The sequence below is a fragment of the Phenylobacterium sp. genome, assembly GCF_041920015.1.
In the GTDB taxonomy this organism is placed as follows: Bacteria; Pseudomonadota; Alphaproteobacteria; order Caulobacterales; family Caulobacteraceae; genus Phenylobacterium.
Genome location: NZ_JAYRST010000050.1, coordinates 1 through 22556 on the forward strand (window position 1 = coordinate 1; position 22556 = coordinate 22556).

24 protein-coding genes are annotated in these 22556 nt (G+C 68.6%); 19 read left to right on the plus strand and 5 right to left on the minus strand.

Going from position 1 to position 22556, the window contains the following annotated elements; translation table 11 throughout:
• Nucleotides 1–34: 34 nt before the first annotated feature.
• The 11 genes from ctaD (at nucleotide 35) to ACE3TL_RS11370 (ending at nucleotide 10622) form a co-directional block, all read left to right on the plus strand.
• Nucleotides 35–1690 (plus strand): cytochrome c oxidase subunit I, encoded by a 1656-nt coding sequence (gene ctaD, locus ACE3TL_RS11320; RefSeq protein WP_374578793.1) that lies wholly within the window; start codon nucleotides 35–37, stop codon nucleotides 1688–1690.
• Between the two features lie 87 nt (nucleotides 1691–1777).
• Nucleotides 1778–2743 (plus strand): heme o synthase, encoded by a 966-nt coding sequence (gene cyoE / locus ACE3TL_RS11325; RefSeq protein WP_374578794.1) that lies wholly within the window; start codon nucleotides 1778–1780, stop codon nucleotides 2741–2743.
• A gap of 8 nt (nucleotides 2744–2751) precedes the next feature.
• Nucleotides 2752–2892 carry a hypothetical protein gene (locus ACE3TL_RS11330; protein ID WP_374578814.1) on the plus strand — a complete coding sequence of 47 codons (141 nt, stop codon included), beginning with the start codon at nucleotides 2752–2754 and terminating at the stop codon, nucleotides 2890–2892.
• Entirely contained in the window at nucleotides 2870–3514 is a 645-nt protein-coding gene (locus tag ACE3TL_RS11335; RefSeq protein WP_374578795.1) for a cytochrome c oxidase assembly protein, read from the plus strand. The genes ACE3TL_RS11330 and ACE3TL_RS11335 overlap by 23 nt, the downstream gene beginning before the upstream one ends.
• A 74-nt stretch (nucleotides 3515–3588) precedes the next feature.
• A complete protein-coding gene (locus ACE3TL_RS11340; RefSeq protein ID WP_374578796.1) occupies nucleotides 3589–4461 on the plus strand; it encodes a cytochrome c oxidase subunit 3 in 873 nt (290 codons plus the stop codon).
• 16 nt (nucleotides 4462–4477) lie between these two features.
• Nucleotides 4478–4834 (plus strand): DUF983 domain-containing protein, encoded by a 357-nt coding sequence (locus ACE3TL_RS11345; protein ID WP_374578797.1) that lies wholly within the window; start codon nucleotides 4478–4480, stop codon nucleotides 4832–4834.
• The gene (locus ACE3TL_RS11350; protein WP_374578798.1) at nucleotides 4827–5585 is read left to right on the plus strand and encodes an SURF1 family protein; all 759 of its coding nucleotides are present in this window, start codon (nucleotides 4827–4829) and stop codon (nucleotides 5583–5585) included. The genes ACE3TL_RS11345 and ACE3TL_RS11350 overlap by 8 nt, the downstream gene beginning before the upstream one ends.
• A complete protein-coding gene (gene thrC, locus ACE3TL_RS11355; protein ID WP_374578799.1) occupies nucleotides 5585–6979 on the plus strand; it encodes a threonine synthase in 1395 nt (464 codons plus the stop codon). Before ACE3TL_RS11350 ends, thrC begins: the two co-directional genes overlap by 1 nt.
• Before the next feature lie 55 nt (nucleotides 6980–7034).
• Nucleotides 7035–8243 (plus strand): M16 family metallopeptidase, encoded by a 1209-nt coding sequence (locus ACE3TL_RS11360; RefSeq protein ID WP_374578815.1) that lies wholly within the window; start codon nucleotides 7035–7037, stop codon nucleotides 8241–8243.
• Nucleotides 8244–8289: 46 nt separating this feature from the next.
• Entirely contained in the window at nucleotides 8290–8901 is a 612-nt protein-coding gene (locus tag ACE3TL_RS11365) for a GNAT family N-acetyltransferase (protein ID WP_374578800.1), read from the plus strand.
• A gap of 62 nt (nucleotides 8902–8963) precedes the next feature.
• On the plus strand, nucleotides 8964–10622 hold the full coding sequence (locus ACE3TL_RS11370; RefSeq protein WP_374578801.1) for a putative bifunctional diguanylate cyclase/phosphodiesterase: 1659 nt from the start codon (nucleotides 8964–8966) through the stop codon (nucleotides 10620–10622).
• Here the strand turns inward: ACE3TL_RS11370 and ACE3TL_RS11375 are convergent.
• Nucleotides 10619–11185 (minus strand): YqgE/AlgH family protein, encoded by a 567-nt coding sequence (locus tag ACE3TL_RS11375; RefSeq protein WP_374578802.1) that lies wholly within the window; start codon nucleotides 11183–11185, stop codon nucleotides 10619–10621. The two genes, ACE3TL_RS11370 and ACE3TL_RS11375, sit on opposite strands and share 4 nt — an antisense overlap.
• A 114-nt stretch (nucleotides 11186–11299) precedes the next feature.
• Here ACE3TL_RS11375 and ACE3TL_RS11380 point away from each other — a divergent pair, with 114 nt between their 5' ends.
• Nucleotides 11300–11782, plus strand: a complete 483-nt coding sequence (locus ACE3TL_RS11380; RefSeq protein ID WP_374578803.1) for a peroxiredoxin — start codon at nucleotides 11300–11302, stop codon at nucleotides 11780–11782.
• A gap of 3 nt (nucleotides 11783–11785) precedes the next feature.
• On the opposite strand, the gene ACE3TL_RS11385 is transcribed toward ACE3TL_RS11380, so the two are convergent.
• A complete protein-coding gene (locus ACE3TL_RS11385) occupies nucleotides 11786–13534 on the minus strand; it encodes an acyl-CoA dehydrogenase (protein ID WP_374578804.1) in 1749 nt (582 codons plus the stop codon).
• Nucleotides 13535–13666: 132 nt separating this feature from the next.
• On the opposite strand from ACE3TL_RS11385, the gene ACE3TL_RS11390 reads away from it, so the two are divergent.
• The 6 genes from ACE3TL_RS11390 (at nucleotide 13667) to ACE3TL_RS11415 (ending at nucleotide 19754) form a co-directional block, all read left to right on the plus strand.
• A complete protein-coding gene (locus ACE3TL_RS11390) occupies nucleotides 13667–14962 on the plus strand; it encodes a YceI family protein (protein WP_374578805.1) in 1296 nt (431 codons plus the stop codon).
• Between the two features lie 8 nt (nucleotides 14963–14970).
• Nucleotides 14971–15858 carry an L-threonylcarbamoyladenylate synthase gene (locus tag ACE3TL_RS11395; protein ID WP_374578816.1) on the plus strand — a complete coding sequence of 296 codons (888 nt, stop codon included), beginning with the start codon at nucleotides 14971–14973 and terminating at the stop codon, nucleotides 15856–15858.
• 23 nt (nucleotides 15859–15881) lie between these two features.
• The gene (locus tag ACE3TL_RS11400) at nucleotides 15882–17291 is read left to right on the plus strand and encodes an FAD-binding oxidoreductase (RefSeq protein ID WP_374578806.1); all 1410 of its coding nucleotides are present in this window, start codon (nucleotides 15882–15884) and stop codon (nucleotides 17289–17291) included.
• Between the two features lie 6 nt (nucleotides 17292–17297).
• Nucleotides 17298–18098 (plus strand): peroxide stress protein YaaA, encoded by an 801-nt coding sequence (gene yaaA, locus ACE3TL_RS11405; protein WP_374578807.1) that lies wholly within the window; start codon nucleotides 17298–17300, stop codon nucleotides 18096–18098.
• 4 nt (nucleotides 18099–18102) lie between these two features.
• A complete protein-coding gene (locus tag ACE3TL_RS11410) occupies nucleotides 18103–18900 on the plus strand; it encodes a 3-hydroxybutyrate dehydrogenase (RefSeq protein ID WP_374578808.1) in 798 nt (265 codons plus the stop codon).
• Nucleotides 18901–18971: 71 nt separating this feature from the next.
• Nucleotides 18972–19754 carry an SDR family NAD(P)-dependent oxidoreductase gene (locus ACE3TL_RS11415; protein WP_374578809.1) on the plus strand — a complete coding sequence of 261 codons (783 nt, stop codon included), beginning with the start codon at nucleotides 18972–18974 and terminating at the stop codon, nucleotides 19752–19754.
• Here the strand turns inward: ACE3TL_RS11415 and ACE3TL_RS11420 are convergent.
• Nucleotides 19739–20155: an HXXEE domain-containing protein gene (locus ACE3TL_RS11420; RefSeq protein ID WP_374578810.1), complete on the minus strand. Its 417-nt coding sequence runs from the start codon at nucleotides 20153–20155 to the stop codon at nucleotides 19739–19741. The genes ACE3TL_RS11415 and ACE3TL_RS11420 overlap by 16 nt on opposite strands.
• A gap of 95 nt (nucleotides 20156–20250) precedes the next feature.
• Between ACE3TL_RS11420 and ACE3TL_RS11425 the strand changes: the two genes are divergently transcribed.
• Nucleotides 20251–21228, plus strand: a complete 978-nt coding sequence (locus ACE3TL_RS11425; protein ID WP_374578811.1) for an NAD(P)H-dependent flavin oxidoreductase — start codon at nucleotides 20251–20253, stop codon at nucleotides 21226–21228.
• A gap of 202 nt (nucleotides 21229–21430) precedes the next feature.
• Here ACE3TL_RS11425 and wrbA read toward each other — a convergent pair whose 3' ends face one another.
• Both wrbA and ACE3TL_RS11435 read right to left on the minus strand, forming a co-directional pair.
• Nucleotides 21431–22030 carry an NAD(P)H:quinone oxidoreductase gene (wrbA, locus tag ACE3TL_RS11430; RefSeq protein ID WP_374578812.1) on the minus strand — a complete coding sequence of 200 codons (600 nt, stop codon included), beginning with the start codon at nucleotides 22028–22030 and terminating at the stop codon, nucleotides 21431–21433.
• Nucleotides 22031–22101: 71 nt separating this feature from the next.
• A partial coding sequence (locus tag ACE3TL_RS11435; RefSeq protein WP_374578813.1) for a pirin family protein occupies nucleotides 22102–22556 on the minus strand: 455 nt, incomplete at its 5' end.

Genomic DNA, 22556 nt, shown 5'->3' on the forward strand with positions numbered 1-22556 from the left:
CGCCGGCCGCGAACTGAGCTTAGGACACAGTAAGATGGCACACGCCGCAGCTCACGATCATCACGACGAAGCCGACCACAAGCCGGGCTTCATCGCGCGTTGGTTCTTCTCGACCAACCATAAGGACATCGGCACCCTCTACCTGATGTTCGCCATCCTGGCGGGCCTGGTGGGCGGCGCCCTCTCCGGGCTCATCCGCTGGGAACTGGCCGAACCGGGCATCCAGATCTTCCGGGAAGGCTCGTGGCTCGCGCAGCTCGGCCTGATCGACGCCAGCAAGCACGGCTACAACGTCGTGGTCACGGCCCACGCCCTGATCATGGTGTTCTTCGTGGTCATGCCGGCCACCATGGGCGGGTTCGGCAACTGGTTCGTGCCGCTGATGATCGGCGCGCCGGACATGGCCTTCCCGCGCATGAACAACGTCTCGTTCTGGCTGCTGATGGCGGGCTTCAGCCTCGTCACCCTGTCGCTGTTCGTGGACGGCGGGCCGGGCCGCGGCTTCGGCGGTGGCTGGACCATCTATCCGCCGCTGTCGACCTCCGGCCACGCGGGTCCCTCGCTGGACCTGGCGATCCTGGGCCTCCACCTGGCCGGCGCCAGCTCGATCCTGGGCTCGATCAACTTCATCACCACGATCTTCAACATGCGCGCGCCGGGCATGACCCTGCACCGCATGCCGCTGTTCGCCTGGGGCGTGCTGATCACCGCCTTCCTGCTGCTGCTCTCGCTGCCCGTGCTGGCCGGCGCGATCACCATGCTGCTGACCGACCGTAACTTCCACACCCACTTCTTCGATGCGGCCGGTGGCGGCGACCCCGTCATGTACCAGCACCTGTTCTGGTTCTTCGGGCACCCGGAAGTCTACATCATGATCCTTCCGGGCTTCGGCATCGTCAGCCACATCGTCTCGACCTTCTCGAAGAAGCCGATCTTCGGCTACCTCGCGATGGCCTACGCCATGGTCGCCATCGGCTTCATCGGCTTCATCGTGTGGGCTCACCACATGTACACCGTGGGCATGAGCATCAACCTGCGCGCCTACTTCGTGGCCGCCACGATGGTCATCGCGGTCCCCACCGGCGTGAAGATCTTCTCCTGGATCGCGACCATGTGGGGCGGCTCGATCACCTTCAAGACGCCCATGCTCTGGGCGATGGGCTTCATCTTCCTGTTCACCGTCGGCGGCGTGACCGGCGTGGTCCTCGCCAACGCCGGCATCGACTACAGCCTGCACGACACCTACTACGTGGTGGCGCACTTCCACTACGTGCTGTCGCTGGGCGCGGTGTTCTCGATCTTCGCGGGCTTCTACTACTGGTTCGAGAAGATGTTCGGGGTGAAGTACCGCGAATGGCTGGGCGCCACGCACTTCTGGATCATGTTCGTGGGCGTGAACCTGGTGTTCTTCCCGCAGCACTTCCTGGGCCTGCAAGGCATGCCGCGTCGCTATATCGACTATCCGGAAGCCTTCACCTACTGGAACCACATCTCTTCGCTGGGCTACCTCGTGACCCTGGTCGGCGTGGGCGTGTTCCTGGTGATGCTGGTCGACGCGATGGTCTTCCGCCGCAAGGCCGAGGCCAATCCGTGGGGCGAAGGCGCCACCACCCTGGAGTGGACTCTGCCGTCGCCGCCGCCGTTCCACCAGTTCAACGAACTGCCGGTGGTGAAGCCGGACCTGCACTAGGTCCGGCCCCAACAAGACCTCTGCGGGGCGCGGGCTGGGGAGTTCCAGCGCGCGCCCTTCGGTCGTTTTGGGAGTATGATGATGGCCATGTCGCCAGCCGTTTCACGTTCCAGCGCGCCGCCGCGGTGGCAGGACTATGTCCAGCTCCTGAAGCCGCGCGTCATGTCGCTGGTGATCTTCACCGCGATCACCGGCCTGGTTTGCGCCGGGGCGCACGTGAACCCGATCCTGGGCGGCGTCGCCATCTTCTGCATCGCGGTCGGCGCGGGCGCCTCGGCCGCCTTCAACATGTGGTACGACGCCGATATCGACGCCAAGATGCGCCGCACCCGCGCGCGTCCGGTGCCGTCCGGCAAGGTCCAGGGCGCCGACGCCCTGGCCATGGGCGTGGTGCTGTCGCTGTTCTCGGTCATGCTGCTGGGCATGACCACCAACTGGCTGGCGGCGGGCCTGCTGGCCTTCACCATCTTCTTCTATGCCGTCGTCTATACGATGTGGCTCAAGCGCTCGACGCCGCAGAACATCGTCATCGGCGGCCTGGCCGGCGCCCTGCCGCCGGTCATCGGCTGGGCGGCCGCGACCAACTCGGCGCCGCTGAACGCCTGGCTGCTCTGCGCCATCATCTTCATGTGGACCCCGCCGCACTTCTGGGCGCTGTCGCTCTACACCAGCGAGGACTACCAGAAGGCCGGCGTGCCGATGATGCCGGTCACCGCCGGCGCGGCCTCCACCCGCAAGCAGATCCTGATCTACAGCCTGCTGTTCGTGCCGCTCTGCATCGTGCCGGCCTTCACGGGCCTCGGCGGCCTGACCTATCTGGCGGTCTCGGCGCTGGGCGGGCTGGTCTTCCTGGTCCTGGCCTGGCGGGTGTTCCGCAGCCGATCCGGCGATGCGCGCGGCGAGCGCAACGACGACGGCCTCTATGACGTCAAGGCCGGCTCCAAGGATGCGCGCAACCTTTTCGCCTTCTCGATCCTCTACCTGACCCTGCTGTTTGCGACCCTGCTGGCCGAGCATCTGCTGGACCTGCCCGCTGTCGGAGCTTTCTCGTGACCGATCCCATGCCCGATCCCGCCATCGAGAAGCGCGCGCGCCGCGGCCGCAACATTGCGCTGGCGCTAGGGCTGGTGCTGTTCGTCATTCTGGTTTTCGTGGTCACCATCGTGCGTTTGGGAGGCAATGTTGCCAACCGACCCTTCTAGCCCGGTCGCCCCTGCGCCGACTGAAAAGCGCAATCGCAAACTGGCGCTCTACTGCGCGCTTGGCTTCGTGGGCATGATCGGCGCCGCCTATGCTTCGGTGCCGCTCTACAAGGCCTTCTGCCAGGTCACCGGCTTCGACGGCACGGTGCGCAAGGCCGACGTCGCGCCGGACAAGGTGCTGGATCGCAAGCTGACGATCCGCTTCGACGCCAATGTCCGCGAACTGCCCTGGACCTTCACCGCCGAGCAGGTGACCCAGGAGGTGCGAATCGGCCAGACCGGCCTTGCGTTCTTCAAGGTGACCAACAACGGCGACAAGCCGGTCACCGGCCGGGCGATCTACAACGTCGTGCCGGAATCGGCCGGCGCCTACTTCCAGAAGCTGGAATGCTTCTGCTTCTCGGACCAGACGATCCCGGCCAAGACCACCATCGAATTTCCGGTGGTCTACTTCGTGGATCCCAAGTTTGCCGAGGATTTTGAGACCAAGGGCAAGGGCGAGGTGACCTTGTCCTACACCTTCTTCCCGTCGGTCGACGCCGAGCGCGGCGAAAAGCGCGCCGAGGCGACGCCGACAAAGCATTCTTCAGCCCTTGGCGTACCGGCCAAGGCGGGGCTATAGCGTCACGCGAATATCATGCGCGCGGTCGAGAGAGGGGCGCGCGCCTGTAGGATCTGAGAGGGGTTAGGACCGAAATGGCCCACGGCGAAGTAAAGCACGACTATCACCTGCTGCCCCCCAGCCCCTGGCCGCTCGTGGGTTCTCTCTCCGCGACCGTCATGATGCTGGGCCTGGTGATGTGGATGAAGGGCCTGTTCGGGGTGGAGAAGACCCCGTGGCTCTTCGTGGCCGGCCTGGCGGGTGTGCTCTACACCATGTTCGGCTGGTGGTCGGACGTGATCAAGGAATCGAAGGCGGGCGACCACACTCCCGTCGTCACGATCGGCCTGCGCTACGGCATGATCATGTTCATCGCCTCCGAGGTGATGTTCTTCGTCGCCTGGTTCTGGATCTTCTTCGAAATGGCCCTGTTCCACGGCCACCGGACCCTGTCCTCGATCGAGGAAGTCCGCGCCGCCTGGGCCACCTGGCCGCCGGCCGGCATCGAGACGGTCCCGGCCTGGAACCTGCCGCTGGTCAACACCCTGACCCTGCTGCTTTCGGGCACCACCGTCACCTGGGCGCACCACGCCCTACAACAGGGCGACCGCAAGGGCGCCAAGCTGGCCCTGACCCTGACCATCCTGCTCGGCGTGATGTTCACGGCCATCCAGGCCTACGAGTATCACCACATTCTCGAGCACAAGTACTTCTTCGGCGCCGAGGACCAGGCCAACTCCGGCCTCTATGGTTCGTCCTTCTTCATGGCGACCGGCTTCCACGGCTTCCACGTGCTGATCGGCACCATCTTCCTGGCGGTCTGCCTGCTGCGCCTGCTGCGCGGCGGCTTCACCCCGCAGAAGCATTTCGGCTTCGAAGCGGCCGCCTGGTACTGGCACTTCGTCGACGTGGTGTGGCTGTTCCTCTTCGCCTTCATCTACGTCGTGTTCGGCGGGGCGGGCCACTAGGCCCGCCGCCCCAAGGATGGATCGCCCCAACCCGCTGCTGGCCGGCCTCAAGGGCCGTTGTCCGAACTGCGGGGAGGGGCGTCTGTTTTCGGGCTTCCTGACGGTCGCCCCGGCCTGCGACCGCTGCGGCTATGATCTGGCCAAGGCCGATTCCGGCGATGGTCCCGCCGTTTTCGTCATCCTGATCGCCGGCTTCCTCTGCGCCTTCACGATGCTGTTCGTCGAGATGGCCTACAAACCCCCGATCTGGGTCCATCTCGTCGTCTTCCTGCCCCTGACGCTCGCGGTATGCATCGGCCTTCTGCGGCCTTTGAAGGGCGTCCTCCTCGCGGCCCAGTTCGCCAACAAGGCTTCGGAAGCTCGCCATGACTGAGGCAGCGCGCCGGTTTCCGGTGGGCCTGACCATCGCGGCCGGCGTCTGCCTGGTGATCCTCGTCGGCCTCGGAACCTGGCAGTTGCAGCGCCTGAGCTGGAAGGAAGGCCTGCTGGCCAAGATCGCCGCGCTGCAGGCCGCGCCGGCGACGTCCGGCGAGGCGGCGTTGGAACAGATAGCCGCGGGCGCCGACCTCGATTTCACTCGCATCCGGCTCAAGTGCGTGGGCCTGGCCGCCGCGCCCTATCTCGAACTCTTCTCGGTGCGCGAGGGCAAGGCCGGCGTGCGCCTGGTCTCGGCCTGCCGCGTGGCCAGCGGCCGCTACCGCAGCATCCTCGTCGATCGCGGCTTCGTCGTGGATGAGGTTTCGGCCCGTCCGCCGGTGGATGTCTCGGACCTGAGGCCCGTCGAAGTCGTTGGCGTCCTGCGCCAGCCCGAACCGGCCAACAGCTTCAGCCCGGCCAACGACGCGGGCGCCAATCGCTGGTACGTGCGCGACGTGCCGGCCATGGCCGCGGCGCTGAAGGCCGACGCCCCGGCCCCGCTGGTGCTGATGGCCGAGACGTCCTCGAACCCCGACTGGAAGGCGCTGGACCCTGCGCCTCTGCCGGCCGACATCCCGAACCGGCACCTGGAATACGCCCTGACCTGGTACGGCCTTGCCGCCGCCCTGGTCGGCGTCTATGCCGCCATGCTCTGGAGAACATTCCGCCGCGGCGGTCGCCGGCCTGGCGAAGAACGGAAGTCCTGATGCGTTACGTCTCTACCCGCGGGCAGTCGCCCTCGGTCGGCTTTGTCGATGCTGTGCTGTCGGGCCTGGCCCCTGACGGCGGCCTCTACGTGCCCGAAGAGTGGCCGAGCTTCACGCACGACGAGATCGCCGCCTTCGCCGGCCGTCCCTATGCCGAGGTCGCGGCTGCGGTGCTGGCCAAGTTCGTCGGTGACGAGATCGAGGCCGAGGTGCTGGCCGAGATGTGCGCCGAGGCCTACGCCACCTTCACCCACGCCGCCGTCGTTCCGGTGCGTCAGATCGCGCCGGGCGGCTTCATCGCCGAACTGTTCCACGGGCCGAGCCTGGCCTTCAAGGACGTGGCGATGCAGTTGCTGGCCCGCTTGTCGGACCATGTGCTGGCCGCCCAGAACCGCACCCAGACCATCCTCTGCGCCACGTCGGGCGACACCGGCGGCGCGGCGGTCGAGGCCTTCCGCGGCCGGTCCAACACCAAGATCGTCGTCATGTTCCCCGACGGCCGCATCTCCGAGGTCCAGCGCCGGTTCATGACCACGGCGGAGGAGGATAACGTCCGCTGCATCGCCGTCGCCGGCGATTTCGACGACTGCCAGGCGATCCTGAAGACCGCCCTGGCCGACGCCTCCATGAAACAGTCGGTGGGCCTGTCGGCGGTCAATTCGATCAACTTCGCCCGCATCGTCGCCCAGAGCGTTTATTACTTCACTTCGGCCGTGGCCCTGGGCGCGCCGCATCGCGAGATCGCCTTCGCCGTCCCGTCCGGCAATTTCGGCGACGGCTTCGCCGGCTATGTGGCCAAGCGCATGGGCCTGCCCATCGCGCGGATCATCGTCGCCACCAACACCAACGACATCCTGGCCCGCGCCTTCGAGGAAGGCCGCTATGTGCGCGGGGTGACCGCGCCCACCCAGTCGCCGGCCATGGATATTCAGTCGGCCTCGAACTTTGAGCGACTCTACTTCGAGTGCGTCCGGCGCGATGGACTGGAGACCGCCCGCGCCTTCGCCGCCTTCGCCGAGACCGGGGGCGTCGACATTCCGCCCCAAGCGCTGGCCGCCATGCGTGAGACCTTCACCGGCGTCTCGGTCGGCGAGGGGGACACGACCCGCACCATCGTCGCGTCCCTGCGCGAGACCGGGGACCTGATCGATCCGCACACCGCGGTGGGCGTGGCCGGCATGCAGCGTGCTCGCGGCGTGACGACGGCGCCGATCGTCGTCCTGTCGACCGCCCATCCGGCCAAGTTCCCCGAAACGGTCGAGGCCGCCACCGGTGAGACGCCGGTGATGCCGCGCAACGCCGCCCATCTGGCCGGCAAGGACGAGCGTTTCGACCGGCTGCCCGCTGACGCCGACACCATCAAGGCCTATGTAAGGGCCTTTGCGGAAGGCTGACCAACTGCCCGACATCCATCGCCTGTCCAATGGGGTTCGCGTCGTCTGCGACCCCATGCCCGGCCTCGAAACCCTGGCGCTCTCGGTCGTCGCCGGCCGCGGCGCGCGGTCCGAGGACGAGGAACGCTCCGGCTGGTCGCACCTGCTCGAGCACATGGTCTTCAAGGGCGCGGGCGCGCGTTCGGCTCGCGACATCGTCGAGGTGATCGAGGCCCAGGGCGGCCAGATCAACGCGGCGACCGGTTATGAGCGCACCAGCTTCCAGGTCCGGGCGCTGAAGGGCGGGCTCGACCTCGGCAGCGCGGTCATCGCCGATCTGGTCCAGCGGCCGACCATGGACGCCGGCGACCTCGCCCGCGAAATCCAGGTGGTCGGCCAGGAGATCGCCGAGGCGGCCGACACCCCCGACGACCACGTCTTCGAAATGGCCCAGACGGCCGCCTTCGCCGGCCAGCCGCTCGGCCGGCCTATCCTCGGGACCGACGAGTCCATCGCCCGCGCCGATCCGCAGCGCCTTTCGCAATGGCGCGCCGCGCTCTATGCGCCGGGTAGCCTGGTGATCGCCGCTTCGGGGGCGGTGGACGAGGCCGAACTCCTGGCCCTGGCCGAGCGCGATTTCGGCGCGGCGAGCGGGCAGGGCGCGCTCGTCCCGGCGGCGGGCGATTTCGTCGGCGGCTCTCGAACCCTGGCCAAGCCGCTGGAGCAGGCCAACCTGGTCTTTCTGCTGCCGGCTGTGGGCGTGCGCGATCCGTCCTATTTCGCCCTGCGGATCTTCGCGGAGATTCTCGGCGGCGGCATGGCCTCGCGCCTGTTCCAGGAGGCGCGCGAGAAGCGCGGCCTGGCCTACGCCGTCGACGCCTATTCCGAGACCTATGCGGACGCTGGCGTGCTGGGCGTCTTCGCCGGCTGCGCGGCCAAGGACGCGGCCGAACTCGCCAAGGTGGCGGCTGGCGAGATCAAGGGCATGGCCGCGGGCGTGAACGCCGCCGAGCTCTCCCGCGCCAAGGCCCAGCTCAAGGCCTCGATGTTCATGGCGCGCGAGCAGCCGCTGGCGCGCGCCGAACAGGCCGCGGCCCAGGTGCTGCTGTTCGACCGGACCTTGCCGCCGGCCGAACTCGCCGAGCAGATCGACGCCGTGACCTCGGCGCAGATCGAGGCCCTGGGCGCGGCGATGCTGGCCCCGGGCCGGGCCGCGGCCAGCGTGCTTGGGCCCAAGGGCGCGATGAAGGCGGCCGACGCCTTCCAGCAGGCGCTGTTCGGTTAATTCAGGCGGCTTGACGGCGGGGCGTCATTCCCGCGACCTTCCGCCCATGGCCTTGTTGGATTGGATCGCGCCGGAAACCGGCCTTCGCATCGAGGGCGACGGTGTTCGCCTGCGCCCGCCGCGCGCCGCCGACTTTTCCGAGTGGCGCGAACTGCGCGCCCAGTCGCGGGACTTCCTGCAGCCGTGGGAGCCGACCTGGCCGGCCGACGATCTCACCCGTGCGGCCTTCCGCCGCAGACTGGCGGCCTATGCCCGCGACCGCGAGGCGGGGGTGGCGTTTCCATTCTTCGTGTTTCGCGCCGAGGACGACGCCCTGAGCGGCGGCATCACGCTTTCGAACGTCCGCCGTGGCGTCGCCCAGATGGGATCGGTCGGCTATTGGTGCGGTCAACCCTTTGCACGGCAAGGCTTGACGCTGGCTGCGACGCGGGCGCTGACCGTCTTCGCCTTCCGCACCCTGGCGCTGCACCGGTTGGAAGCCGCTTGCCTGCCCAGCAATGACGCCTCCAGGCGGCTCCTCAACCGGGCCGGGTTTTGCGAAGAAGGTCTCGCCCAAGCTTATCTCAAAATTAACGGCGTATGGCGAGATCATGTCCTGTTCGGACTGGTGTCCCCCTTGCGGGCGCACGAGGAGCCGGACGCAGGGGTGTCTGTTTAGCGCGCTTCGGCTGTCGTGGGCCGGACCGCTCTGCGGGCGTTGGCCATAGATGTCTTGAGACAATGCCGAACGATCGTTGGAGCTGGGATCCGACTGCGACCTTGGAGGCGCTAGGCGCCGCCGATGTCGCACTGTGGCTGTGGGAGCCCGAGCGGGACCGTATGCGCATCACCGGCGCTTCGCGGGCGCTCGGCCTGGGTCCGCTGGCCCCGGAATGCTCGTCGGCCGCCATGCGCGCCCTGGCTCTGCCCCCCGACCGGGCCCAGGCCGAGGACATCCTGCGCGTGCAGGAGCCGGGTTCGGAGATCGCCGTCCGCCTGCGCATGCGCGGCGGCGGGGTCTGCATCTGGCGTGGCGTCTGGCTGGAGGAGGGCGTGCGCGCGGCCGGCGTCATCGCCCCCGAGACCAAGTTCGCCGCCAGCGACCAGGACAACCTGACCGGCCTTCTGGACCGCCGCAGTTTCGTCAATCGTGCGCGCGAGCGATTGCAGGCGCCCGGCCAGCACGAACTGGTGGTCGCCGACCTCGATCGCCTGCGCCGCCTCAACGAAGCGCTCGGCCACGAACGCGCCGACCTGGTGCTTGCAGCCCTGGGCTCGCGCCTGGCCGCGGCCTTCCCGCCCAACACCCTGCTGGCGCGGGTGGGGGAGGACGAGTTCGCCGTCCTGACGCCGGTCGCCCGCCCGTCGGCGGCCGAAACCTTGCGCCAGGCCCTGGAGCAGCCGCTGCGCGTCGCCGGCTTCGATATCCATCCCACCCTGTCCATCGGCGCCGTCGAGGCGACAGGCGGCGAGGACGCGCCGGAAGCGGCCGAACTGCTGCGCCGCGCCGAGCTGGCCGTCGAGGCGGCCAAGAGCGGCGGACGCGGCGGCGCGGCCGCCTATGGCCGCAGCCTCGAAAGCGACGGCCTCTCGCGGCTGGCGCTGGAAAGCGACCTCCGCGGCGCCTTCGGCCGCAACGAGATCGTGCCGTTCTACCAGCCGATCGTGCGCCTCTCGACCGGCGCGCTGTCGGGCTTCGAGGCCTTGGTCCGCTGGCGCCACCCGCGCCGCGGCCTGCTGACCCCCGACCAGTTCCTGCCGCTCTGCGAGGAAATGGGGCTGATGAGCGATCTTGGCGCCCTGATGATGCGCCAGGCCGGCCATCAGCTTGCGCGCTGGCGCAGCGACCACCGGGCGGCTGGCGAGCTGACCGTCGCGGTGAACCTTTCGACCGGCGAGATCGACCGGCCCGACCTTGTTCCCGATGTCCTGGCCATCCGCCGCGAGACCGGCCTGCCGCCTGGGGCGCTGAAGCTCGAGGTCACCGAAGGCGACGTCATGCGCGACCCCGACCGCGCGGCGGTCATCCTGCGCAACCTGCGCGAGGCGGGCGCCGCTCTCGCGCTCGACGACTTCGGGACCGGCTTCTCCTCGCTGAGCTATCTGACGCGCCTGCCGTTCGACACCCTGAAGATCGACCGTTACTTCGTGCGGACCATGGCCACCAACGAAGGCTCGGCGAAGATCGTCTCCTCGGTTGTGAAGCTGGGTCAGGACCTGTCGCTGGAAGTGGTGGCCGAGGGGGTGGAGAACGCCCAGATGGCGCGCCAACTGCTCTCGCTCGGCTGCGATTACGGCCAGGGCTTCGGCTACGCGCCGGCGCTCTCCCCGCAGGAGGCCGAGGTCTATCTCAACGAGAGCTATGTGGACGGCGCAGCCCCGGTGAAGGCGCGCGGCTAAGCACTTCCGGCCGTCGAACTCAGCAACCGCGGATCGACCCCGAGCTTGGCCAGAGCGTCTGACCATTTGCGCGCATGGCCGGCGCCGAAGATGAGGTTCTCGTCGGCCTCGCAGGTCAGCCAGACGTTCTCGCGAAGCTCGCGCTCCAGTTGGCCCGGACCCCAGCCGGCGTAGCCGAGCGCCAGCACCGCGCGCCGCGGCGGCTGCGGCCCGGCCACCGCCTCCAGCACCTCGCGCGTGGCGGTCAATGCGACGCCTTCGCCGACCTGCAAGGTGTGCTCGTTGGACATGTAGTCGTCGGTATGCAGCACGAAGCCGCGTTCGCGATCCACCGGCCCGCCCAGCAGCACCAGGTCGGGAGGCATCTCCGATGTCAGCTCCACGTCGAGCCTGGTCAGCAGGTCCGGCAAGGTCAGTCCCTCGACCGGCCGGTTGACGGCCACGCCCATGGCGTGCCCCGCATCATGGGCGCAGATGAGCAGCAGGGCCCGCTCGAAGCGTGGATCGCCGATGCCGGGCATGGCGATCAGCATCTTGCCGGTCAGGAATTCGCCGTCTTCCATGCCTCGAATTTGACGCTGATCGCGGCGCTTTCAAGTCATGGCGTCACATAAGGGCGTTGAAGCCGCCGCCCAGAGGGTTATCTGGAAGCGAACCAGACCAGGGAGAACACGACCATGACCATCAAAGTCGGCGACAAGCTGCCCGCCGCCACCTTCTCCGCCGGCACGGCCGAGGGCCCCAAGCCCATGACCACCGACGAGATCTTCGCCGGCAAGAAGGTCGCGCTGTTCGCGGTGCCCGGCGCCTTCACTCCGACCTGTTCGGCCCGCCACCTGCCGGGGTTCAAGGACCATCTCGCCGACTTCAAGGCCAAGGGCGTCGACACGGTCGCCTGCGTTTCGGTCAACGACGCCTTCGTGATGAAGGCGTGGGGCGAGAGCCAGTCGGTGCTCGGCGACATCCTGATGCTCGGCGACGGCAACGGCGCCTTCACCAAGGCGGTAGGCCTGGAGATGGACGCCTCGGGCTTCGGCATGGGCGCGCGCTCGCAGCGTTATTCGATGATCGTCGAGGACGGCGTGGTGAAGGAACTGAACATCGAGGCCCCGGGCGAGTTCAAGGTCTCGGCCGCCGACTACATGCTGGCCCAGCTCTAAGGTTCAAGCGCCAAGAGCGTCCGCGCCGACGGCCTCCAGGTCGTCGGCGCCTTCGGTCAGGCCGTCGGCCAGGCCCGGCGCCAGGGCCAGCACCTGGCTGGCGTAGACTCGGGCCAGCGCCGCCTTGCTGAGGCTCCAGGCGTCATCGGCTCCCGCCACGGCCAGAGCCTGGCGCGCCAGCATCCAGCCGCCGACCACGTCGCCGGCCAGCTTCAGATAGGGCGTGGCGGCAGACAGGGCCCTGGGGCCCTTGTTCCGGAGAATCCAGTCGGTGGCGCGCTCCAGCGCCGCGATCCCGGCCTCCAGCCGCGAGCCGACGCCGTCAAGCCCAGGCGTCGCCATGAGGTCTTCGACGCTCGCGCTCATGTCGGCGCAGAGGGCGTCCATCACTCCGCCGTTCTCCATCGGGACCTTGCGGCCGATGAGGTCGATAGCCTGGATGCCGTTGGTGCCTTCGTAGATCGGGGCGATGCGGGCGTCGCGATAATGCTGGGCCGCGCCGGTCTCCTCAATGAAACCCATGCCGCCGTGGATCTGCACGCCCATCGAGGCGACCTCGACGCCGATGTCGGTCGACCAGGCCTTGGCGATGGGGGTCAGCAGTTCCTGGCGCGCCTTGGCGGTGGCGCGCTCGGCCTCGTCGGCGGCCAGCCGGGCCTGGTCGGCCAGGACCCCGGTGGTCATGCAGACGCCGCGCGCCGCCTCGATCTTGGCCTTCATCAGCAGCAGCGAGCGGCGCACGTCCGGGTGTCCGTAGAGCGGGGCCGGATATTCCGCCGACCAGACCGCGCGGCCCTGCTTACGTTCCTGGGCGAAGGCCAGGGCCTGCTGGAAGGCGCGTTCGGCGATGGCCACGCCCTGGACGCCGACCTGCAGGCGCGCGGCGTTCATCATCACGAACATGTGGGCGATGCCGTTGTTCACCTCGCCGACCAGCTCGGCCTTGGCGCCCTCGAACAGCATGACGCAGGTGGGCGAGCCGTGGATGCCCAGCTTGTGCTCGATGGAGCCGGCCCGCAGCTCGTTGGCTATGCCCAGGGAGCCGTCGTCCCGCACTTCGCGTTTGGTGGCCAGGAACAGCGAGATGCCCTTCACGCCCGGCGGCGAGTCCGGTAGGCGGGCCAGAACCAGGTGGCAGATGTTCTCCGCCGCGTCGTGGTCGCCCCAGGTGATGAAGATCTTCTGGCCGTAGAGGCGATAGCCGCCTTGCCCGTCGGGTTCGGCGCGCGTGGTCACGGCGGCCAGGTCCGAACCGGCCTGCGGCTCGGTCAGGTTCATGGTGCCCGTCCATTCGCCGGAGACCAGCCTGGGCAGGATAAGGCGTTTCTGGCGCTCGGTCCCGTGCAGGTCCAGCGCCTCGATGGCGCCCTGGGTCAGCATCGGGCAGAGGCCGAAGGCCATGTTCGAGGCGTGCACCATCTCGAACACCGCCAGTTCCATGGCTTTGGTCAGGCCCTGGCCGCCATACTCGGGATCGGCCGACAGCGAGTTCCAGCCGCCGGCGACGAAGGCCCGGTAGGCGTCGGCGAAGCCCGGCGCGGCGATGACCTTGCCGTTCTCGTAGCGGGCGCCGACCTGATCTCCCTTGCGGTTCAGCGGCGCGAGCTCTTCCTCGGTGAAGGCGGCGGCCGCCTCCAGCACCGCGGTGATCGTATCTTCGTCGAGCTCGGCGAACGCCGTCGCCGCCAGGGCCGGATGCCCGGCGATCTTCAGGGCGAGGGCAAGGTCACGGACCGGCGCGCGAAACGACATGCTGAACTCCGATGTATGTCGGCGTTCTTTAGGATAGGCCGATGGCCGGTCCAAGCCTTCACGGCGCAACCTGGACGAGGTTAGGCTTGCCGCCGAGCCGGACCGCTCAGAATCGAAGGGACTTTCAGCCGCATGCCTTCCGCCGCACGCGACCGCTATAGCACCGTCGCCATCGTCCTCCACTGGCTGATCGCCGCGGCCATCGTGTTCCAGGTGATCCTTGCCTGGCGGATGGACGGCCGGACTCCCCAAGGCTTCGCCCTGGTCCAGCTCCACAAGTCCGTGGGCATCACCATTCTGTTGCTCAGCCTGTTGCGGCTGGCCTGGCGGCTGACCCACAGGCCGCCGCCGGCGCCAGAGGGCATGGCCGGCTGGGAGAAGCTGCTGGCCAAGATCGCCCATGTCGGCCTCTACGTGATCATGATCGGCCTGCCGATCACCGGTTGGATCATGGTTTCGGCCAGCCGGATCCAGGTGCCGACCCTGCTCTACGGCGTGATTCCATGGCCGCACGTGCCGGGCATTGCGGACCTGACGGCGCCCGCCAAGGCCGCCTGGCGGAGCTTCGCCGGGAACGGCCACGAGATCCTGGCCTGGGCGACCTATGTTCTCGTCGCCCTGCACGTGGCCGGTGCGCTCAAACATCAGTTGTTCAGCAAGGATGAGCCGGTGCTGGCCCACATGGCGCCGGGGACGAAACCCGGCGCCTGGTTCGATCCGCGGCTGATCGCCATCGCCCTCGTCGCGCTGGGCGTCATCGGCGCCGGCTACGCCGTGCGGCCCGCCCCGCCGGCCTCCAAGCCCTTGCCGCCTTCCCCGCCCGCGGTCGAGGAGGCTGTTCCAGCCGAGGTCGCCGCTGCGGCGCCGGCGGTCGAAACAGCCGCTGAGGCGGCGGAAACCGCGCCGGCCGCCGCCGAGCCGGCCCAGGCCGAACCTTCGGTCTGGAAGGTCGCTTCCGGCTCGACCCTCGGCTTCGCCACCTCCTGGAGCGGCTCGTCCATCGAGGGCCGGTTCGACCGGTGGAGCGCCGATATCGTCTTCGGGCCGGAAGCGCTCGACCGCTCGAAGGTCAGCGTCAGCATAGACCTGGCCTCCGCCGTCTCCGGCGACGAGCAGCGCGATGAGTCCATGCGCGGCGAGGACTGGTTCGATACCGCCAGGCACGCCAAGGCGACCTTCACCGCCACCCGCTTCGAGAAGACCGGTGAGAACCGCTATGTCGCCCACGGCCAGCTCAGCCTGCGCGGGGTAAGCAAGCCGGTCCGCCTGCCCTTCACCCTGAAGATCGAGGGCGACAAGGCGCGGGTCAGCGGTGTAACCACCCTCGATCGCACGGCCTTTGGCGTCGGACAGGGCGAGTGGACGAGCACCGATCAGATTCCGGCGCAGGTGAAGGTCTCAGTCAACCTGACCGCGACGCGCAAATAGAGGCAGCTATCGGCGCCTTGCGCGCCGGGCGCCTCATCATCCTGCCGACCGAGACGGTCTATGGCCTGGGGGGCGATGCTTCCAATGCAGACGCGGTCGCCGCCATCTTCGCGGCCAAGGGACGGCCGGCGTTCAACCCGCTGATCTCGCACGTCGCCGACCTGGCGGCGGCCGAACGGATCGCTGTCTTCGACGAGCGGGCGCGCGTCTTGGCGCAGGCGTTCTGGCCGGGGCCGCTGACTCTGGTGCTGCCGGTCACGCCTGACACCCCCGTCTGCGATCTGGCGCGGGCGGGCCTGGAGACGGTCGCCGTGCGTTGCCCGGCCCATCCGCTGGCGCGGGCGGTGCTGGCGGGCTTCGGCGGGCCGGTGGCGGCGCCCTCGGCCAACCGGTCGGGGCGGCCCAGCCCGACCACCTACGCCGACGCCATGGAGGAGACGGGGGAAGCGGTCGCCGCCAGCCTCGATGGCGGCCCCTGCGAGGTCGGCCTGGAATCCACGGTCGTCGCCCTGCTGGACCAGCCGCGGCTGCTGCGGCCCGGCTCGGTCACGCGCGAGCAGATCGAGGCGGTGATCGGCACGCTGGCCGAGGCTCAGGCCGACGCCAAGCGCTCGCCGGGGCGCCTGGCCCGCCACTATTCGCCCAAGGCTCCGGTGCGCCTGAATGTATCGCGCCCCGAGCCGGGGGAAGCCTATCTCGCCTTCGGCCCCGGCGAGCATCGCTGGAACCTCAGCCCGGCCGGCGACCTGCGCCAGGCGGCCGCGCGCCTGTTCGCCTATCTGCGCGAGGCGGACCGCACCGATCCGTCGGCCATCGCCGTCGCCCCGATCCCCAACGAAGGTTTGGGCGAAGCCATCAATGATCGGCTGAAGCGCGCGGCGGGCTATGTCGGCTAGGACGGCCGCGTTAGGTTGCAGCCATGACCGCCTCCGTTTCCGCTGACGTCATCTCCCGCCTCAAGGCCGTGCTGGGCGAGGGCGGCTGGAGCCAGGACCCCGACCGCCTCGCGCCCAAGCTGATCGAATGGCGCGACCGCTGGCAGGGCGAGACCCCGTTCCTGGCGCTGCCGAAGACCGTGCAGGAGGTCGCCGCCGTGGTCGGGGTCTGCGCCGAGACGGGCGCGCCGATCGTGCCGCAGGGCGGCAACACCGGCCTGGTCGGCGGCCAGATCCCGATGGGCGAGGTGCTGCTCTCGACCGAGCGCCTGCGCGCGATCCGCCACATCGACGTCATCGACGACGTGCTGGTGGCCGAGGCCGGCGTGACCCTGCAGGCCGCCCACGAGGCGGCTGTGGAGAAGGGCCGGCGCTTTCCGCTCGACATCGCCTCTCAGGGGACGGCGACCATCGGCGGCATCGTCTCGACCAACGCCGGCGGCACCGCGGTCCTGCGCTATGGAAACACCCGCGAGCTGGTGCTGGGCCTGGAGGCCGTGCTGCCGAACGGCGAGGTCTGGAACGGCCTGAAGCGACTACGCAAGGACAACACCGGCTACGACCTCAAGCAGCTTCTGATCGGGGCCGAGGGCACGTTGGGCGTGGTCACCGCCGCCAGCCTGAAGCTGTTTCCGGTGCTGGCCTCGCGCGCGACCGCCGTGGTCGGGCTGGACGATCCAGCCGCGGCGATCCGGTTGCTGGCCAGGGCCAAGGACGAGGCCGGCGGCGCGGTGGAAGCCTTCGAGCTGATGGGCCGGCGCGGGATCGACTTCGTGCTGAAGAACATCCCGAACCAGCGCGATCCCCTGGGTGAGGTCCATCCGTGGTACGTGCTGGTCGAGATCGCCTCCGGCGAGCCGAGGGCCGCAGAGAACGCCATGGAGCGGCTGCTGTCCAAGGCGCTGGACGACGGCTTGATCCGCGACGCCGCCGTCGCCCAGAACGAGACCCAGGCCAAGGCCTTCTGGTCGGTGCGCGAGAACCAGTCGGCCGGGCAGAAGCCGGAAGGCGCGACCTGGAAGCACGACGTCTCGGTCCCCGTCAGCCGGGTGGCCGATTTCCTGGCCCAGGCGACCGCGCGGATGGAGGCCTTGGTTCCCGGCGCGCGCGTCACCGCGTTCGGTCATGTCGGCGACGGCAACATCCACTATGACGTGATCCGGCCGGACGGCGGGGACGACGGCGCTCACTCGGCCCTGCGTAGCGAGGGCTCGCGCATCGTCCACGACATCGTCGCCTCGATGGGCGGCTCGATCTCGGCCGAGCATGGCCTGGGTTCGATGAAGACCGACGAGGCCCGGCGCTACAAGTCGCCGGTCGAGGTTGCGGCCCTGGCGGCGATCCGGCAAAGCCTGGACCCGAAGCGGATCATGAATCCGCGAGTCCTTTTCTGAGCGTCCATGCTGATCGTCATCTCTCCCGCCAAGGCGCTCGATTTCACGCGGCCGCAGGGCGCTCACGCCATGACGACGCCGCAGATGGGCGAGGACATCGCCGAGCTGTCGACCGTGGCCAAGAAGCTCAAGGCCGCCGACCTCAAGAAGATGATGGACCTGTCGGACAATCTGGCCGAGCTGAACCGTGCGCGGTTCGCGGCCTTCGATCCGGCGATGGAGGACGGATTGCAGGCCGCCTTCGCCTTCAACGGCGACGTCTATTCGGGACTGAAGGCGCGCGATCTCGACAAGAAGGGGCTGGCCTATGCGCAAAAGCACCTGCGCATCCTTTCGGGGCTCTATGGCCTCCTGCGCCCGCTCGACGCCATCCAGCCCTATCGCCTGGAGATGGGCGTGCGGATCAAGACCCGCCGCGGTGGAAATCTCTACGACTTCTGGGGCGGGAAGATCTCGCACGCCCTGAACGAGGCCGCCGTCGGCCACAAGGACAAGACCTTGGTGAATTGCGCCAGCCAGGAATATTTCGGCTCGGTGGACCGTGCGGCTCTGACGCTGCCGGTGGTGACGACCAAGTTCTATGAAGAGAAGGATGGTCAGGCGAAGATCATCTCGTTCTACGCCAAGAAAGCGCGGGGCCTGATGGCGCGCTACGCCATCGACAACCGCATCGAGAAGGCCGAAGACCTGCGGGCTTTCGACGTGGAAGGCTATCGTTTCCAGCAAGGCGCTTCGAGCGAGACCGAATGGGTGTTCTCGCGGCCCCAGCCCCCGCCGCCCTCCGCGGCGAAGAAGAAAAAGGACTGATCGCATGGCCGTCGACTATGGGCTGCAGGGCCATGTGGCCGTCATCACCGGTTCGACCAGCGGCATCGGCCAGGCGATGGCCGCCTCCCTGGCTGAGCAGGGCGTCAATGTCGTCCTCAACGGCTTCGGCGACCCAGCGAAGATCGAGGCCGACCGCGCCGCGCTCGAACAGCGGACGGGCGCGAAGGTCCGCTATCACGGCGCCGACATGCTGAAGGCCGACGAGGTCGCCGACATGGTGGATTTCGCTCGCCGCGAATTCGGCCGGCTGGACATCCTGGTGAACAACGCCGGCTTCCAGCACGTGGCGCCCATCGACGAGTTCCCGGTCGAGACCTGGAACAACCTGATCGGGGTCGTGCTGACCTCGACCTTTCTGGCGACCCGCGCGGCCCTGCCGATCATGAAGGCGCAAGGGCGGGGCCGGATCGTCAACATCGCCTCGGCGCATGGCCTGGTCGCCTCGCCGTTCAAGTCGGCCTATGTGGCGGCCAAGCATGGCGTGGTCGGCTTCACCAAGGTCACGGCCCTGGAGAACGCCAAGCTGGGGATCACCGCCAACGCCATCTGCCCCGGCTATGTGAAGACCCCGCTGGTCGAGGCCCAGATCGCCGACCAGGCCAAGGCGCGCGGCATTCCCGAGGACCGGGTGATGGAAGAGGTCATCCTCGCCGCCCAGCCGAACAAGAAGTTCGTCGAGTACGAACATCTGGCCGGCATGCTGCTCTATCTGGTCTCGGACATGGGCGCCTCGGCGACCGGGGCGTCCATGGTGCTGGACGGAGGCTGGACGGCGGCCTGAGCCGGCTTGACGGCCGCCGCGTCAGCGGGCTCCTCTGGGTTCCAACATCTGTTTGAACGAGAGGGAGCCCCGTGGCCTACAAACCATTCGACCTGACCGGCAAGGTGGCCCTGGTGACGGGCGGCAACGGCGGCATCGGTTTCGGCATGGCCGAGGCGATGGCCCAGGCGGGCGCCGACATCGTCATCTGGGGCTCCAACGCTCAGAAGAACGCCGATGCGGCCGAGAAGCTCAAAGCCACGGGCGTGCGGGTGCTGACCCAGGTCGTGAACGTGGCCGACGAGGCGGCGGTGGCGACCGGCATGGCCGAGGCGGCGGCCAAGATGGGCCGGATCGACACCGTGGTCGCCAACGCCGGCATCGGGGGCGGCGCCAGGTCGTTCTCCGAGTTCCCGACCGAGACCTATCGCAAGGTGCTGTCGGTCAATCTCGACGGGGTGTTCTTCACCTTCCGCGAGGCCTGCAAGCACATGGTCGAGCGGGCCGGGCAAGGAGACGCCGGCGGTTCGCTGGTCGCCATCTCCTCGCTCTCGGCCCTGGACGGCGCGGCCCGTAACCAGGCCTATGCCGCAACCAAGGGCGCCCTGATCCCCATGGTCCGCGCCATTGCGGTGGAACATGCGCGCTACGGCGTGCGCGCCAACTGCATCCTGCCCGGCTGGATCGCCACCGATATGACGGCCGGAGCGCAAGACAACGACAAGTTCAACGACAACGTCATCAAGCGCGTGCCCATGCGCCGCTGGGGCAAGCCGGCGGACTTCGGCGGCATGGCCGTCTATTTCGCCTCCGACGCTTCGGCCTTCCACACCGGCGACTCGGTGCTGATCGACGGCGGCTACGGAATCTTCTGAGTCCGCAGGGCGTTCAGCGCCCACAGCGAAACCGGGATGTTGACGGCCAGCGCCGTCAGCAACCCCGGCGCATATCCTCCCAGCAGGATCGCCGCCGGCACGTGCGGAACGACCACGTTGGCCAGCATGACCAGCGGCAGGGCCCGCAGCACGGCGAGTCGAGTCCGGGAGACGCTTCCCCGGGCCGCCCAGCCGAGCGCCAGGCCGACGGCGAGGGTGAGGCCCAGCAGAGCGAGGTCGAACTGGGCCGGCGTCGGCCGCCACCAGACGAGGCCGGCGGCGGCGATGCGGGCGCCCACCGCGTCATGCATGCGGGCATAGGCGAGGCCCTCTTCCAGATTGTGCAGGGCGAAGGCCCCCAGGCAGGCTGTGGCGATCAAACCGCGGCGGTCGGTGGTCATCGATCGCGTCCTCCTGGCGCCCCTGACGTCGGGTCATAGTTTCCTGGTGGGCCGTGCGGCGCCATCCTCCGGGGCATAAATTCCGGAGGATTTCGATGAGCCTGCATACTCCGCTTTGCGATTTACTGGGTGTGAAGCACCCGATCATGCTGGCTGGCATGGGCGGCGTCTCCTACGCCGAACTGGCGGCGGCGGTCTCCAACACCGGAGGCTATGGCGTGCTCGGCATGGCCGGCCGGACGCCCGAGTTCATCCGTGACGAGATGCGCAAGGTCAAAAGCCTGACCGACAAGCCGTTCGGCGTCGACCTGCTGGCCGCTAGCCCCGAAAGCCTGACCGCCTCGGTCGAGATCATCATCGAGGAAGGCGCCTCGTCCTTCGTCGCGGGCCTCGGCGTGCCGATGCCGATCATGGAGAAGCTAAAGAAGGCCGGCCTGAAGGTCATGGTCGTCTGCGGCGCGGTGAAGCATGCGGTGAAGGCCGAGCAGGCCGGCTGCGACGCGGTGATCTGCCAGGGCGGCGAGGGCGGCGGGCATACGGGCCTGGTCGGCACCATGCCGTTGGTGGCCCAGGCGGTCGAAGCGGTGAAGATCCCGGTGGTGGCGGCCGGCGGCCTCTATGACGGCCGGGGCCTGGCTGCGGCGCTGTCTCTGGGGGCGACCGGCGTCTGGATGGGCACGCGCTTCATCGCCTCGACCGAAGCGCATGCCGGCGAGCTTTACCGCCAGGCGATCCTGGAGGCGGCCGACGAGGACACCATCCGCACCCGCTCCTATTCCGGCAAGCCGATGCGGGTGAAGAAGAACCCCTATGTCGAGGAATGGGAGACGCGTCCGCAGGACATCCAGCCCTTCCCCATGCAGGCCATGCTGTCGAGCCGGGCCGGGGTGATGGGCGGCATCGGCGGCCAGATCGAGGGCCTGGACCCCGACCGCTCCTGCTTCGCCATGGGCCAGTCGGCCGGCGGGGTGCATGAAGTGCTGCCCGCCGCCGAGATCGTCGCGCAACTGCTGAAGGAAGCCGACGCCGCCATCGACCGGGTGGCCAAGCTGCGGACCGGCGTTCCAGCTTAGAACTGCCCAAAACACCGCTCACCCCGGCGAAGGCCGGGGCCCAGGTCGTAGGGCCGTGCGCGGTGCATGGGTCCTGAGTTCTGAGTTGAAACTGGGTCCCGGCCTTCGCCGGGATGAATGGGTGAGGGACACGAGCGCCCGCCTCTCGAGAGAGGCGGGCGCCGGCGTCGCGGCGAGGGGGGCTCGCCGGTGGTCTGGAGGCTTAGGCTGCGACCTTGGCCGCGATCTGCGCCAGGTGGCGGCCCTGGAAGCGCGCGCCCTCCAGTTCGTTGGCGCTGGGCTGGCGAGAGCCGTCCCCGCCGGTGATGGTCGAGGCGCCGTAGGGGCTGCCGCCGGTGATCTCGTCCAGCTTCATCTGGCCGGCCCAGGCGTAGGGCAGGCCGACGATGACCATGCCGTGATGCAGGAGCTGGGTGATGGTCGAGATGATGGTCGTCTCCTGGCCGCCATGCTGGGTGGCGGTGGAGGTGAAGACGCCGCCGACCTTGCCGACCAGGGCGCCCTTGGCCCACAGCCCGCCGGTCTGGTCCCAGAACGCCGCCATCTGCGCAGCCATGCGGCCATAGCGGGTGCCGACGCCGACGATGATCGCATCGTAGTTCGCGAGGTCGGCGACGGTCGCGACCGGAGCTTCCTGGTCGAGCTTGTAGCCCGAGGCCTTGGCGAGCTCGGCCGGCACGGTCTCGGGCACGCGCTTGATGTCCACCTCGGCGCCGGCTTCGCGGGCGCCTTCGGCGACGGCCCTGGCCATGGTTTCGAGGTGGCCATAGGTCGAGTGGTAGAGAACGAGGACTTTGGTCATCGGATCGGTTCCTGAATTCGGGGAGGGTTCGGAGAAAGATCGGGCCCGGAGGCGTCCGGGCCCGTTTCGCGTCAGGCGGCGTCGACGAGGACGAGTTCGGCGTCCTCCAGGGCCGTGACGCGGATGGTGTCGACGTCGCGGATGGCCAGGCCGTCGCGGGCCTTGGCCGTCACGCCGTTGACCTCGACCGCCCCGGTGGCCGGGACGAGATAGGCGTAGCGGCCGGCGCCGAGCTGGTACTCGGTGGTCTCGCCCGCCTTCAGGGTCGCGCCGGAGACGCGGCCGTCGGTGCGGATCGGCAGGGCGTCTTCATCGCCGTCCACGCCACTGGCCAGGGTGACGAACTTCCCGGCGCGATCGCCCCTGGGGAAGGGCTTGGCGCCCCAGGAGGGCTCGCCGCCGGCCTTGGTCGGCAAGATCCAGATCTGGAAGAGGGTCGTGTCCTCGTTCTCCAGATTGTACTCGGCGTGGCGGATGCCCGAGCCGGCGCTCATCACCTGCACGTCGCCCGCCTCGGTGCGGCCCG

Bases quoted from the DNA above. Each gene is read 5' to 3' on its own strand.
- ACE3TL_RS11380 (WP_374578803.1), top strand. From the start codon at position 11,300: ATGACCATCAAAGTCGGCGACAAGCTGCCCGCCGCCACCTTCTCCGCC.
- wrbA (WP_374578812.1), bottom strand. From the start codon at position 22,030: ATGACCAAAGTCCTCGTTCTCTACCACTCGACCTATGGCCACCTCGAA.
- ACE3TL_RS11410 (WP_374578808.1), top strand. From the start codon at position 18,103: ATGGCCGTCGACTATGGGCTGCAGGGCCATGTGGCCGTCATCACCGGT.
- ctaD (WP_374578793.1), top strand. From the start codon at position 35: ATGGCACACGCCGCAGCTCACGATCATCACGACGAAGCCGACCACAAG.
- ACE3TL_RS11365 (WP_374578800.1), top strand. From the start codon at position 8,290: ATGGCCTTGTTGGATTGGATCGCGCCGGAAACCGGCCTTCGCATCGAG.
- ACE3TL_RS11335 (WP_374578795.1), top strand. From the start codon at position 2,870: ATGTTGCCAACCGACCCTTCTAGCCCGGTCGCCCCTGCGCCGACTGAA.
- cyoE (WP_374578794.1), top strand. From the start codon at position 1,778: ATGTCGCCAGCCGTTTCACGTTCCAGCGCGCCGCCGCGGTGGCAGGAC.
- ACE3TL_RS11370 (WP_374578801.1), top strand. From the start codon at position 8,964: ATGCCGAACGATCGTTGGAGCTGGGATCCGACTGCGACCTTGGAGGCG.
- ACE3TL_RS11340 (WP_374578796.1), top strand. From the start codon at position 3,589: ATGGCCCACGGCGAAGTAAAGCACGACTATCACCTGCTGCCCCCCAGC.
- ACE3TL_RS11425 (WP_374578811.1), top strand. From the start codon at position 20,251: ATGAGCCTGCATACTCCGCTTTGCGATTTACTGGGTGTGAAGCACCCG.
- ACE3TL_RS11400 (WP_374578806.1), top strand. From the start codon at position 15,882: ATGACCGCCTCCGTTTCCGCTGACGTCATCTCCCGCCTCAAGGCCGTG.
- ACE3TL_RS11385 (WP_374578804.1), bottom strand. From the start codon at position 13,534: ATGTCGTTTCGCGCGCCGGTCCGTGACCTTGCCCTCGCCCTGAAGATC.
- ACE3TL_RS11390 (WP_374578805.1), top strand. From the start codon at position 13,667: ATGCCTTCCGCCGCACGCGACCGCTATAGCACCGTCGCCATCGTCCTC.
- ACE3TL_RS11420 (WP_374578810.1), bottom strand. From the start codon at position 20,155: ATGACCACCGACCGCCGCGGTTTGATCGCCACAGCCTGCCTGGGGGCC.
- thrC (WP_374578799.1), top strand. From the start codon at position 5,585: ATGCGTTACGTCTCTACCCGCGGGCAGTCGCCCTCGGTCGGCTTTGTC.
- ACE3TL_RS11345 (WP_374578797.1), top strand. From the start codon at position 4,478: ATGGATCGCCCCAACCCGCTGCTGGCCGGCCTCAAGGGCCGTTGTCCG.
- yaaA (WP_374578807.1), top strand. From the start codon at position 17,298: ATGCTGATCGTCATCTCTCCCGCCAAGGCGCTCGATTTCACGCGGCCG.
- ACE3TL_RS11350 (WP_374578798.1), top strand. From the start codon at position 4,827: ATGACTGAGGCAGCGCGCCGGTTTCCGGTGGGCCTGACCATCGCGGCC.
- ACE3TL_RS11330 (WP_374578814.1), top strand. From the start codon at position 2,752: ATGCCCGATCCCGCCATCGAGAAGCGCGCGCGCCGCGGCCGCAACATT.
- ACE3TL_RS11375 (WP_374578802.1), bottom strand. From the start codon at position 11,185: ATGGAAGACGGCGAATTCCTGACCGGCAAGATGCTGATCGCCATGCCC.
- ACE3TL_RS11360 (WP_374578815.1), top strand. From the start codon at position 7,035: ATGCCCGGCCTCGAAACCCTGGCGCTCTCGGTCGTCGCCGGCCGCGGC.